The organism is Winogradskyella damuponensis, assembly GCF_039538385.1.
Classification (GTDB): Bacteria; Bacteroidota; Bacteroidia; order Flavobacteriales; family Flavobacteriaceae; genus Winogradskyella; species Winogradskyella damuponensis.
In genome coordinates this window covers 77,635-91,239 of sequence record NZ_BAABCB010000017.1, presented here as the reverse complement: position 1 = coordinate 91,239, position 13,605 = coordinate 77,635, and the positions used below count along the sequence as shown (strand labels likewise).

At 31.4% G+C, this 13,605-nt stretch carries 13 protein-coding genes; 7 read left to right on the top strand and 6 right to left on the bottom strand.

The features are described from left to right. The first annotated feature begins 253 nt into the window (after positions 1–253). The 6 genes from ABD730_RS08675 (at position 254) to ABD730_RS08650 (ending at position 7,296) form a co-directional block, all read left to right on the top strand. Positions 254–1,927, top strand: coding sequence for a MutS-related protein (locus ABD730_RS08675; protein WP_344713959.1), 1,674 nt, complete (start codon positions 254–256; stop codon positions 1,925–1,927). Between the two features lie 426 nt (positions 1,928–2,353). Beyond that, the gene (locus tag ABD730_RS08670) at positions 2,354–3,460 is read left to right on the top strand and encodes a DUF6920 family protein (protein ID WP_334471006.1); all 1,107 of its coding nucleotides are present in this window, start codon (positions 2,354–2,356) and stop codon (positions 3,458–3,460) included. Positions 3,461–3,595: 135 nt separating this feature from the next. Then, on the top strand, positions 3,596–4,156 hold the full coding sequence (locus tag ABD730_RS08665; RefSeq protein ID WP_344713957.1) for a hypothetical protein: 561 nt from the start codon (positions 3,596–3,598) through the stop codon (positions 4,154–4,156). A 182-nt stretch (positions 4,157–4,338) separates the two neighbouring features. After that, the gene (locus tag ABD730_RS08660) at positions 4,339–5,268 is read left to right on the top strand and encodes a hypothetical protein (RefSeq protein ID WP_334471002.1); all 930 of its coding nucleotides are present in this window, start codon (positions 4,339–4,341) and stop codon (positions 5,266–5,268) included. 146 nt (positions 5,269–5,414) lie between these two features. Further along, a complete protein-coding gene (locus ABD730_RS08655; protein WP_344713954.1) occupies positions 5,415–6,299 on the top strand; it encodes a LysR substrate-binding domain-containing protein in 885 nt (294 codons plus the stop codon). Between the two features lie 76 nt (positions 6,300–6,375). Next, on the top strand, positions 6,376–7,296 hold the full coding sequence (locus ABD730_RS08650) for a YeiH family protein (RefSeq protein ID WP_344713952.1): 921 nt from the start codon (positions 6,376–6,378) through the stop codon (positions 7,294–7,296). A gap of 70 nt (positions 7,297–7,366) precedes the next feature. Here the strand turns inward: ABD730_RS08650 and ABD730_RS08645 are convergent, their stop codons facing one another. Continuing rightward, complete coding sequence (locus ABD730_RS08645; RefSeq protein WP_344713950.1) at positions 7,367–7,666, bottom strand: hypothetical protein; 300 nt, start codon at positions 7,664–7,666, stop codon at positions 7,367–7,369. A 268-nt stretch (positions 7,667–7,934) separates the two neighbouring features. Here ABD730_RS08645 and ABD730_RS08640 point away from each other — a divergent pair, with 268 nt between their 5' ends. After that, the gene (locus ABD730_RS08640) at positions 7,935–8,423 is read left to right on the top strand and encodes a YqiA/YcfP family alpha/beta fold hydrolase (RefSeq protein ID WP_344713948.1); all 489 of its coding nucleotides are present in this window, start codon (positions 7,935–7,937) and stop codon (positions 8,421–8,423) included. Between the two features lie 229 nt (positions 8,424–8,652). On the opposite strand, the gene ABD730_RS08635 is transcribed toward ABD730_RS08640, so the two are convergent. The 5 genes from ABD730_RS08635 to ABD730_RS08615 form a co-directional block, all read right to left on the bottom strand. Then, positions 8,653–9,294 (bottom strand): DUF6266 family protein, encoded by a 642-nt coding sequence (locus tag ABD730_RS08635; protein WP_092468868.1) that lies wholly within the window; start codon positions 9,292–9,294, stop codon positions 8,653–8,655. An 88-nt stretch (positions 9,295–9,382) separates the two neighbouring features. Beyond that, positions 9,383–9,856 carry a DUF6943 family protein gene (locus ABD730_RS08630; RefSeq protein ID WP_092468866.1) on the bottom strand — a complete coding sequence of 158 codons (474 nt, stop codon included), beginning with the start codon at positions 9,854–9,856 and terminating at the stop codon, positions 9,383–9,385. Positions 9,857–10,102: 246 nt separating this feature from the next. Next, positions 10,103–10,399: a helix-turn-helix domain-containing protein gene (locus tag ABD730_RS08625; RefSeq protein ID WP_092468864.1), complete on the bottom strand. Its 297-nt coding sequence runs from the start codon at positions 10,397–10,399 to the stop codon at positions 10,103–10,105. Positions 10,400–11,298: 899 nt separating this feature from the next. Then, complete coding sequence (locus ABD730_RS08620) at positions 11,299–11,793, bottom strand: heavy-metal-associated domain-containing protein (protein WP_092468862.1); 495 nt, start codon at positions 11,791–11,793, stop codon at positions 11,299–11,301. A 35-nt stretch (positions 11,794–11,828) separates the two neighbouring features. Next, positions 11,829–13,601, bottom strand: a complete 1,773-nt coding sequence (locus tag ABD730_RS08615) for an efflux RND transporter periplasmic adaptor subunit (RefSeq protein ID WP_092468860.1) — start codon at positions 13,599–13,601, stop codon at positions 11,829–11,831. Positions 13,602–13,605 lie beyond the last annotated feature (4 nt).

Sequence of the window (13,605 nt, the reverse complement as noted above, 5' to 3'; positions counted from 1 at the left end):
CTGATTTATCCTTAAATTTAATGAATTGTAAACTTAAGACGTGTATAATTAATTGCTTGGTCTGTGTGTACTCGGAAAATCCTACGGATTTTCCTCTCGTTCGTTTTCTTTTATTAACTTAGTTCCTGCCAACGCAACTAATCATACACAACACGTTGCCAGTAATGTAAAACACCTCGGCTCAATTCAACAGATGAACAATAAATTAAACATTTTTTGTAACATTAAATAGAAATCCTACACTAATTGTTTAATGATAAAAGACATAATATTTCAAATTAAATACACTTTTTCTCAAATAAAATTCAATAGAAAAAAAGAGATAAATCAAAGGTTAAAAGAATCTTTTGGAGAATTGAAAGATGATTCCTTTGACTTTGAAAGCATTGAAAAATACTTCAGAAAAAAAGACAATTCAAAAGCACATCAAGTATTATCAGACAAAACCTGTAACGACTTGGATTTTGATGACTTATTTATGTTTCTTGACCGAACTAATTCAAAAGTTGGTCAACAATACTTTTACAATAATCTTCGGACAATAAAAGTAAATGAAAACCAAACCAAACTGAACGAAGAAATAATAACTGAATTATCGAAAAATCCAGAATTAAGAATTTCGGTTCAAAAAAAGCTTGAAAAACTAAAACATAAAGATGCGTTTTATATATCCTCTTTATTTCAAGAAGAGCATCTTAATCCACCAAAATGGTTTATTGCAATAAAACTATTATCGTTTTCAAGTTTAGTATCACTTGTTCTCGGTTTTTTTAATCCTATATTTTTCATAGTTCTATTAGGGGTTTTCTGCGTGAATTTTGTGCTTCATTATTGGAATAAAAATAATTTAATACAATACGTAGGCTCAATTCCACAACTTTTAAGACTTAACAACGTTGCTTCTCATTTATTTGCCTTCCCATTATTTAAAAAAATAAATCCTGACCTGCCAAAGTCAATCAAATTAATAAATGAAGTTAAAAAAAGAATGTCTTTTTTCTCACTCGAAGCCAAACTTCAAGGAGAATTTGAAATCATAGCTTGGTTTATATTTGAGATTTTTAAAACAATGTTTTTGCTTGAGCCTTTATTACTATTTGGAGTTTTAAGAAGGTTAAATAATAAAAGAGAAGAAATAGAAAACGTTTTTAAGTTTGTTGGACACATTGATATGTTAATTTCAATAGCGTCTTTAAGAAACGGACTTGAAACATTCTGTTTGCCAATTATTAATGATGGAGATAAAATCATTGTTGAAGATATCAGTCATCCTTTAATTTTTAATTGCACAACTAATAGTATAAAAATATCTGAAAAATCCATACTTCTTACAGGTTCAAATATGTCTGGAAAAACTTCTTTTATTCGCGCAATTGGACTAAATGTAATAACTGGATTTACAATTAATACTTGTTTTGCAAAATCAATGACTTTTCCTTTGTTAAAAATGTTTTCGGCTATCCGAATAAGTGATGATTTAATGAACGATAAAAGTTATTATTTTGAAGAAGTATTAACTATAAAAGAAATGCTTAAAGAGAGCGTAAATGGAAATAAAAACCTCTTTCTTTTAGATGAAATATTTAAAGGCACGAATACAGTAGAGCGAATTTCTGCTGGAAAATCTGTATTATCTGCTTTAACAAAGAATAATAATAAAATATTGGTTTCAACTCACGACATAGAATTAACCGATATGCTTTCGGACGAATATGAACTGTACCATTTTAGTGAAACAGTAAATGACAAGAATGTAGGTTTTGATTACAAACTGAAAGTAGGAAAATTAAAAAATAGAAACGCAATTAGAATACTTGAAATTAATGATTACCCAAAAGGGGTTGTGAAAGAAGCAATCGAAATAGCAAAAGAATTAGATAAAACATATTTAGCAAGAAACACTACTGGCAACAAAGAACTGAGTTAAAAAACAAGCAACTTTAAGCTAATTTTGAAACATAGTTTTCATCATAAGGCAATCCGATTTTTGCAATAGCAAAGGCCTGTTTAAGCAACTTATTCGCTACGGCTATTCATATTTCAACAACTTGAAAACGAGATCTAGGTCTCACAGAACTGAACGAAGTTTAAGTTGTAAAAGAGAGAGAGGATTAGCAATGTTGCCTAAGTCTAATGCTTCACCGTGTATAGTAACCTTAATGCTCTCTTTTGTTCTTTCTGATTATTAATTAAATTTAATAAATTACAAACTTAAGACGTGTATATTGCATTGCTGTAGCTAGCTAAAACGATGATCTTTGCGTACTTTTTACTATATTGTGATTGCGAAAAAAAAACGTGTACTTGAACGCAACAAACCATTTACAAACACGTTAGCCACAAGCAAAAAACGATGCGAATAGCTTTAATCTTATTAATTGGAATACACGGAATTATCCATTTATTCGGATTTCTGAAAGCATTTGGCATATCTGAATTTACGGCTATTTCACAACCAATTCCTAAAACTTTTGGATTAGTTTGGCTATTGACATTTCTTCTTTTTGCACTTGCAATCATTTTACTAATATTTCAGTCCAATTATTGGTGGTTAATTGGATTTTTAGCTGTAATTGCTTCACAGATTTTAATTTTAACCTATTGGTCTGACGCAAAATTTGGTACAATAGCAAACCTAATAATTCTCGTATCAGTAATAATAGCTTATTCAAATATTAGCTTTAAAAATAAGATTACAGAAGAACGGAAAAAACTGTTTGAAAACTCACAGACTGTTAGTGAAGAAGTAATTACCAAAGAGACCATTTCGGAATTACCTTCTATTGTACAAAAGTGGATGATTAATAGTGGAACAATCAGTAAACATCCGATTTCTAATGTGCATTTGACTCAAGAATTACAACTTAAATTAAGTCCCGACCAAGAAAATTGGAACAATGGAAAAGCCGAACAGTATTTTACGATAAATCCGCCAGCATTTAATTGGAACATTGATACAAAAATGAATTCAATTTTTAGCGTAGTTGGTCGAGATAAATTTGAAAGTGGAAATGGAGAAATGACAATAAAGCTATTATCGCTCATTTCTGTAGCAGATGCCAAAAACAGCCGTAAAGTTGACCAAGCAACCTTACAAAGGTATTTGGCAGAAATAGTTTGGTTTCCTTCAGCGGCTTTAAGTCCATACATAAAGTGGGACACTTTGAACGAATATTCCGCCAAAGCAACTATGGATTATAACGGAACAAAAGGTACGGGAGAATTCCACTTTGACGAAGAAGGAAACTTCAAAAGATTTGTAGCAATGCGTTATCAAGATTCAAATTCAGAACAACCAACCGAATGGACAGTTATTGCGACAAAAACAGAAGAACGAAATGAAATAAAAATACCTATCGAATGCGAAGCAAGTTGGAAATTGGAGAGTGGTAAATGGACTTGGTTAAAATTAAAAATTAAGGAAATCAAATACAACGTGAAAGAAATGCCAGATGGTTAGCAATATATAAAAACAATAGCGGTTTAATCGCTTAAACAAAAGTAAATAAATATAAAAAAGGCCTGTGTTTAACCGAAAAGTTGGTGCATAAAAATTCGCTACTATTCTTAAACTAGACGTTGGCAAACATTTAAAATGAGAAACTACACATTAATCTTTATCCTTTTATTTATCTCTCTAACTGGAAATTGTCAAGATGAAAAACTGAAAGAAATAAGAGCAAGTTATAGTCTTGGTGAGAAAACAAAAAAACTAATTGAACAAAATAAATTTTCAGAACTAAAATCTGATTTTGGACAAACTGCTAAATTAAATACTCTAATTTCATTAATCCAAAGCAAAAAAGCAAAGAGCGGAGAATATAAGTTAAGTACTGATATCTATTTTAATCCTGACATAAATAAATATGTGTATACGATTTACAGCTCTAAATGGATTAAAACAGAATCTGATTGGGGACTGAATGACTACTTATATATTGTTGAATTAATTATCGAGCATAACAACTCGAATAATGAACCAAGAGTCACTCGGAGAAGCATATTAGACCAAAATTCAGATTTAAAAAAATGGTGGCAATCATTAATGGACAGTTATAATAAACCAAAGTTTCAACGGAAAAAGTGGGCAGATGAATACAAACTCGTTCCACCACCACCTCCACCACCACAAACAACAGAATGGTTTAAAAAATAAAAACGATTTTCCAACACCGTATAGAATTAATAGCTAGTACTAACCTACTTACGAAATTGCTAACGCCAGTTCGCTTTGCTCGTGTCCATTCGGTTTTTATTTGTTAACTTAGTTGCTTAACCACGTAGAAGTAAACCATACACTAAACCGTTGACAATAATACTTTTAAAAGAACTTCAATAATGAAAAAAATCAGATTAGTAATTTCGTTAATTCTTATTTCAAACTTATTATCAGCTCAGAATGAATCTGATATTACTCAATTTGATAAAGCGCTTAATCAATTTATTAATGTAAGAGATTTTTGTATTTCAAAAGATGGGAATGAAGCATTCTTTACGGTACAAAGTCCTAATCAAGACATTTCGCAACTTGCTTATATTAAAAAGAACAAAAATGCATGGTTAGAACCAGAATTATTACCGTTTTGTGATTCATATATGTATTTAGAGCCCTTTTTATCATATGATAATAAGCGACTATTCTTTGTATCTAATAGACCTTTAAATGATTCTATTAATAAGAAAAAGGATTTTGATATTTGGTATGTAGAAAGAACTAACAACGATGAGGCGTGGTCAAAACCTAAAAACCTTGGAAAACCAATTAATTCAGAATTAGACGAGTTTTATCCTTCTGTCAGTAAAAATGGAAATTTATATTTTACAATGGTATCGCCTGACGGTTTTGGAAAAGATGATATTTATTACTGTGAATGGAAAGGTGACAATTATTCAAATCCTATTTTATTAGATGAAAACATTAACAGTGCCGGCTATGAGTTTAATGCCTTTATTTCAGAAAAAGAAGATTTCATAATCTATTCAAAATATAAAGAAAAAGATGGTCAAGGAAGTGGGGATTTATATATTTCGAAGAAGGATACAAAAGGAAACTGGAAAAAGGCTGTAAATCTAGGAGTTCCGGTGAACACAAAGTATATGGAATATTGCCCATTTTATGATGAACAAAACCAAATTTTATATTTTACAAGCAAAAGAAATAATATACATCCAAGAAATTTCGATACTATTTCAGAATTTAGAAACTATATTAATGAAAGTAATAATGGCTTAAGTAAAATTTATAAGACCTCACTTAAAATAAAATAGTACTATTGCCAACAATGTATAAAAATAATAGCAGTTTAATTACTAAAACCAAAGTAAGTAAAAATAAAAAAAGTCTGTATTTAACTTAAAAATTAGCGTTTATAAAGCCACTACTATTCTTATACTAGACCGTTCTACACAAGTTAATGAAAACAAAGTTACATATATTCAAGACTGTTGCTAAACATTTAAGTTTTACAAAAGCTGCCGAGCAATTATATATTTCACAACCGGCCATATCCAAAGCAATTAAGAATTTAGAACAAGAATATAAAACAACATTTTTTGTTAGAAAAAGGAACTCTATTGAATTAACAATAGAAGGAAAATCATTCCTTATATATGTAAATAAAATATTAGCTATCTATTCTGAAATGGATGAGCAATTTCTACATAAAAATGAAACCTTTCCAGAGTTTATAAATTTTGGGGTAAGTACAACGTTATCCAATTATGTCATCCCAAAAGTAATTGCGAAGTTTAGAATGCAATTCCCTCAAACAAAATTTGATATAGTTAGTGATAATTCAGAAAATATTGAAAATTTAATTTTAAATGAGGAAATCGATTTTGGAATTACAGAAGGGAATTTTTCTAACCCAAAACTACACTTTAAAAAATTTATAAAAGACGAAATTGTTCTTGTAACCAATGTTAATAATTCTTCATTTAAAAAAGGAAGTATTGATATAAAAGAGCTACAAAAAATCCCCATAATTGAACGTGAAAAAGGCTCTGGAACTAGAGAAATAATAGACCGTTTTTTAGTTAAAAATAACATCTCAAAACTCAATTGTGTAGTAACATTAAACAGTACCGAAGCTATTAAAAATTATTTATACAACTCTAACGATTATGCACTTCTTTCAATCAATGCTATTAATGATGATTTAATTAATAATAACCTCAAGATAATAGACATAAAAGGCTTGAGTATTGAAAGATGGTTTTATTTTGTTAAAAGAACAGGTTACCTTTCAAATTCTTTGGAAAAATTTGAAAAATTCATTCGACTTAATCATAACTTTTAGTTATCTCTAATAGCAAATTAATTTGCTTACAGGCTATTCATTCAATCTACTTTTGTATCAAATAACACTAAATGATATGAAAGATATATTTTCAAAAACACTTTACGTCCTTATAATTACCCTTGCGCTTTTAGGTGTATTAAACAGCCCAACTGCTTTGTTACTTGGTTTTGTATATACCGTTATTTTCAATAATCCATTTAAAGAATACAGTCATAAAGCAATTCATTATTTTTTAAAAATTTCGGTTGTTGGATTAGGGTTTGGTATGTTTATTAAAGAAACTTTAGAAACAAGTAAAGAAGGATTGAGTTTAACCTTTTATTCAATACTTTTAACTGTCACTCTAGGTTTACTACTAACAAAACTTCTAAAGTTAGATTTAAAACTAGGTCACCTAATCACATCTGGAACAGCAATTTGTGGCGGCAGTGCTATTGCAGCAATTTCTCCAGTTATTAAAGCTAAAAGTAAAACAATAAGTATTGCTTTAGGTATTGTTTTTCTATTAAATTCTATTGCCTTATTCGTGTTTCCTGCAATTGGACATTTTTTAAGTTTAACACAAGAACAATTCGGTTTATGGTGTGCAATTGCAATACACGATACAAGTTCTGTAGTTGGAGCTGCACTAGGTTATGGAGACGAAGCATTGAGAATTGCAACAACAGTAAAACTATCTAGAACTTTGTGGATCATCCCTTTATCCATTTTTTCAATGTTTTTATTCAAAACAAAAGGAGAAAGAATAAAAATCCCTTACTTTATTGTATTATTTATTATTGCAATACTAATTAATAGCTACCATATGTTACCAGAAACAACTACTAGCTTAATTGTATTAATGGCTAAACGTTTATTAATAATAACATTGTTTTTAGTAGGCTCAACCATATCTATAAAAGATTTGAAATCTACAGGAATGAAACCCATTGTATTAGCGCTGACTTTATGGATTTTTATTTCCTTTTTTTCATTAATTTATATCTTAAACTAAAGCCAGTGTAAAAACACCACGTATATTTAACTAACTGACGCTCGCCTTCTTACAAAAATCCTTACAGAATTTATACCGTATCCAAAACCTTTAACCGCGTAAACAAGCCCATCAACCGACTATGAAAATGCGTAAACTTGTACCCCTTATAAAAAAGACCTAAAACAGATCTAAACGCTTTATTAACCACAGAACAATGCCCAAACTCAGTAGCGTTTTCACGCACATGCTGCATACTAGACTTCGTTTGTATTGCTTTTCTTGTAAATCCACCACCCGCTTTTCGGGCAATAGGCTTACCATTCAAATAATAAAAATTAATACCATTCAACGTCCCTATTAAAGGGATAATACCGCGCTGTTGTGCCACAATATCTAATTTTAAACTAAACACCTATAAAACAGCAATATACAAAATCCTACAATACAGGTTATAGCGTGGTTATGCCGTGCTTATAACAGGCTTAAAACAAGCTTATAGCATGGCAGAAAAAACAGACTTAGGGATTACTCTAATAAAACCATCAGAAGTCACAGCCAATACCCCTAGAAATGTTCTAATAACACATACCATTTACAGCTGCTAATTTTTGTATCTTTCCACTGCATTATTTAAAAATTAAAGCCCCAACAACACAATGAAAATCCTATACATACATGGTTTAAATGGAAGTTTAAGCCTCGAAAAAAGAGCGCTACTAGAACCTTATGGAGAGGTGTTTGCCCCAGCCATAGATTACCTATCAGACACACACGCTATTGCGAGTATAAGCACAGCTTTTAAAGCAATGGGAATTAATATCGTCATAGGAAGTAGTATGGGTGGCTTTACAGGCTATTACGTCTCAAACATAATGCAATGCCCTGCCCTATTATTTAATCCCGCCCTAGCCAAGAGATCTGTCCCACAGAACATCCCTGAAATAAAAAACAACTCAAGCCGTTTGAAGCAAATCGTTTTAGGCACACAAGATGATGTCGTAAACCCTAAACAAACCCTTAAGTTTCTATCTGAGACGCTCATAGATCATCCGGAATATAAAACACATATTCATAACCATTTAGCACATCGCATCCCCTTAGACGTCTTTAAAGAAGAAATACAACTGTTTTTTAAATCCTTATAATTTAAAACCTAAACACTAACATAACAAAAAGGTAAGCACAGCGTCTATTTCCCAATACAATATGTAATTTACCTTATATTTATTGGGGTTAGAGCATTTGGGCAACAAATAGGATACAAAAAACACCTAAAAAGGGTAAATTAAGGGCAATCATTAATAAATTCAATTACGAATATAGCATAAAAAAACCACTCATAAAGAGTGGTTTCATACATAAAAACATCAACCGTTAATTAGCTGTTCCAGAGCCTAAATAAACGCTGTTTGACACGGTATTACCTTCAGCAGTAATAAATGCCATAAAAAGCTCGACTGTATCACCTGCATAGGTACTTGGAATTGTAATGATTTGTGATCCTACAGTTCTATCAGCACCATCAAGAATATACATTGATTCTTTTTTACTTGGATTGTAAACTAAAATCATTGCTTTATCAGTTGCATTTGCATTACCTTCAGCAGAGTTATCATCCCAAGTAAATTCTACTTGTCCCGCAGTTGCTAAATCTGTTGCAGGGTTCAAAGCTCCAGATAGATTACCTCTACTTAATAAAGCTAAAGAATAATCTACAGTAAAGTTTGGCGCAGCTCCTGTAATCGCATTATTCAATACATAAGACATTGCTGCATTAAACTCTGTTTTTTGAACCGCATAAGATTTATACCCTTTCTTGATAAAACCTAAATTCGGTTGAAGATACTCCAAAGTAACAGTAAACTTATTTCTTTGGTTAACTTGTCCTTCAGTTCGTGGATTTGCCACATTTGAAGGCTTAATTCTCAAATAGTCAATACCTTTCCAAGAAGCACCAACTACGTTTCCTACTTTACCTGATACACCGCCCAGGATTCCTTGTGAAATAACACCCATTGTATATAAAATTTAAAATTAATACTTGTTCGAAGTTGGTACGGACTTGGTACGGTCTTTAACCAACACAAGTAATATATGGCAAATACTATGCTAATAGATTGATTTGGTTTTTGTTGCCCTTTGTTGCCCGATTTTGCTTTTTAGAAAATAGATTTTGTATGTATGACACTTTTAAATCTGCCATTTTTGAAATTACTTTTTGAAGTTCAGCTTCTTTTTTACAAATAGTTGAAACTATATTAATATGCTTTTGTAACTGAAATTCATCACTTAACAACGAGGTGTAACTGTTTTTTAAGGTGTTTCGGCAATCATCTATTGAGATAAACGGAATAACACTCCCTTTTAAATAATAAGCATAAAAACCGCCTATTTGTAACATCATAGATAAATGGTAAAGGGTTTGTTTTTCTTCTTCGGTTGATGTAGATACCACAAAACAATTAGGACAAGGATTTATTAAAGGCTTTCCGCTGTTTTGCCCTTTGTTTAGGATAAAAAAATGAGGGTTTGAGTAAGTTCTTCCGATTTGGTGTGTTTTTAGTTCAAAAGTTGACATAGCTATCCAATTTAAAATTGCTTCGCTACGCTTCGCACCATTAATTTTTTAAAAGAAAAAGAATAAAAAAAGAAAGCCTAATGCTCTTGTGGCGTGGATAAGGCTGTCAAGGTTTTTGGATAAAAGTTTTTTGAGGTTAAATGTTTAATCATTTTGAAAAATGCTTTTGAAAAAAGTTTTATTCAAAACCCGTAGGGCTTGACCTTTATAGCCTTGCGCGTTGGCTGTGGTAGCCACATATATTTGCTACCTTTTTTTATTTATTGACTGTTCTTCTAAAACATCTAAAATATCTTGTTTTTTGTATAAGATTCTGTTGCCCATACGAATTGGATTTAAAATGCCGTGTTTATTCCAAGAATGTATTGTTACTAAACTTATTCTTAAATAATCGGCTACTTCTTGTCTTGTTAGTAATTCATCATTTTTTGATTTTGATAGTTCTTTAAGGTAATCTTCAATTTTAAACAATAATTTATCTGCTACCTTATCCGCTAATTCATCAACTTTGACTTCTGTAATTTGGATTGTTTTTGTAATCATATTGAAATGTATTTAATTAATTGAACAACACTTTTTGGGGCATAAACTCTTAAAAAAATAGGTTATTTCCAATTTGAGCTTGGGATGAAGCGTTTGTATGTGTAGCGTTTTAAATAGTTGTTTGATAAAACAGCATTTAAACAAGCTACTTATACAGGACTTTTAGACAATAGCTTTTTGTTTTTTTGACCTCTCGACTGGCGCTCGAGACAGGGCGAGCGAGAAAAAGCAATATGCTATGTCGTATTACTGCATTTTATTAACCTATTTTTTTATAACCGCTGACTTGGGTGGTGGGGAAAAGTGGACTTTTATATTTGTTAACGAAATGAAACAAACAAAGACTTGAGGTAAGGAATACTTGGATATTTCGTCAAGCTCAATACAGGCTTAGCGATGGTTTTGTGCAGCTTGAATGAGATAACGAATATAATACTTAACTAATTCAACCTTTTAAATTTACGACTGTTTAATGCTTTTCCAAAATAACATTATATGTTCGAATTTGTGCGGATGGTGTGTGGATATTTTACATAATGACAGTTATAGGCACGAAAATATAATAAAACGCCGTAGGCAACCATTGAAAGGATTTTTGCTCCTATAACTACGCATTATGTAACTTAGCTTTGGGTTGGTTTTGTGGCGGAATAGTTGTTTTGAGCGTTGGCAATAGCTCTTTGCTTTTTTATTGTACTAATTTATTAAAATAGATACTTTTAAATAAAACAAGCAATGTGCTATTATAGCGTTGGCTACAACTATTGTGACATAAAACCAACTATGTGTGGCGCGCGGAACAACACAAAAAACAGAGGATTTTGAGGCACGAAAAAACTGGGTTTTGGGTTGTGGGGAATAAAAAAGAGCCTTTCTAAAAAGACTCTTAAATTATTGGCTTAATGGTCGTGATTTGAATGGTCTTCCGATTTCATTTCACCTGACTGATTCATCATCATTTCGTGGTCGTATTGACAACAACCTGGTAAGTTTTTATAGGCTTCTTCACTACCTGCAACTTTTTCGGTGTCGTAACCTGAAGCTGCTATTGCTTTATGAATTGCCATTGCATCTGTTTTGGTATCATCAAAAGAGACATCAATCTTCTTTTTATCGACATCCCAATTGGCACTTGCAACACCTTCAACACTATTGGCTGCTTTTTCAATGGTACTTTTACACATACCACAATTTCCTCTTACTCCAAAGGATAAATCTGTCATTGCGATTTCTTTTGACACTTCTGTTGCTGTAGTATCTTCAACTTTTTTAGTTTCGTTTTTACAACTTGTTAAACCTAATGCTGCTATTGCAACTACACTTAAAATTACTTTTTTACTCACGTCGATTACATTATCGTTTTTGTGTTCGTGATTTTTCTTTAAAAAATTCATTGTTTAAAATTTAATTGTTATTATTTGATTTATTATTATTCGATTACTTGTTTTACTTCTCCACAGGTTAGCATGGCTTCACCAAAATATGGATTGATTACTTTTTCTTCTTTACTCAACCAATATGCACCATTGTTGTTATCTGCCATTGGACAAAACTCTACATACACTTTTTCCTTAACTCCAAACAGTTGAACAGCATTTATTAAGTGTGATGATAGATGCTTGAAATGGTCTCTTTGTTCTTTTATATCTGACGTTTTAGAAATAGATGTTGCAGAAGATTGTATTTCTTTTACTAATGACATCCAATGTGTATGAGCATTATTGTCTGATAATAATTTCATATCCACTTTACTTAAATTGTTTAATAAACTTGTTGCATTAACTGAAGTATTTTTTGAATCTTCTTTAACTAAAGCATCTTTTAAATTGATATAGTCATTGTAAACAACTTTTAGTTGTTCTTGAAATTTCTTTGATACTGTCAATCTTTCGTTCATATTAGTATGGCCACTTTCTTTTTTTGATGCATTATTATCCATTCCTAAATGGCCTTCGTGACCAGTCATTACTTTGCCACCATCTTTATTCATCATTGATTTTTTACCTTGTAATTGAGCTGCTGCATCAACCGTAAATGTCCCGTTAGTCACGATTTCATTTCCAATAAATAAACCTTCTAAAACTTCATATTCATTACCAATTTGATTACCTAAAACAACTTCACGCATTTCAAAAATGGTTTGGTCTGGACTGGTTTTTAAATAGACCACAGAACGTTCTCCTGTCCAAAGTACAGCAGATGCTGGAATTGTTAATACCGTATCATTACTACTTGCAACTCGTTCAATATTTGCGGTTACAAACATTCCTGGTTTAAATACATCGTTTTTGTTATTAAGCACCACACGTAAGGTTACTGTTCTTGTTTTAGTATTTAAAATTGGTTCAATGAAATCTACTTTCCCTTTAAATTCCTTATTAGTATAAGCGTTTGTAGTCACTAAAACTTCTTGTCCTTTTTTAAATAAATCGATTTGATTTTCATATACATCAAAGTTTGCCCAAACCGTATTGAGATTTGCAATTTTAAGCAATGGTTGACCTTGTTTGATGTAGTCACCTTGTTCTACTAATTTTTCGGTAACTGTTCCTGAAACGGTTGCATAAACTGGAAAGTTTTCTTTTACTTTTTGGGTTTCTTCTATTTGATTTATTTGATTTTCAGACAGCTTCCATAACTTCAATTTATTACGAACTGCCTTATATAATTCAGGTTGCGATTCCTTTAAAGATGCTGTTGTAATCAATTCTTGTTGTGCTGCATACAATTCTGGCGAATAAATGGTTGCTAATAATTGACCTTTACGAACTTCTTCGCCTGTAAAACTCACATTCAAACGTTCTATTCTACCCGAAAAATAACTGACTTGTACTGCGTTTGCTTCTTCATTTTCAGCAATTTTACCAGATAATTTAAGGGTGTTGCCATCAACATTACCTTTGCCTACAACAGTTGTTTGAATATTGGCTAAAGCCATCGCATTTTCGGTTAACTTGAATTGGTCTGCTAACAGACCATCACTTCCACTTTCGGCAGGAATTAAGTCCATCCCACAAATAGGACAATCACCTGGTTCTGGTTGCATAATTTGTGGATGCATTGAACAGGTCCACATTTGATTGGTTTCTGCAAGCTCGTCGTGATTATGGTCTGTTTTTTCATTTGATGAACCACCAAAAAGCAACCATCCTAACAACAACCCAACTACCAATATTCCGAAGTAAATTATATATTTTTTCATAGTG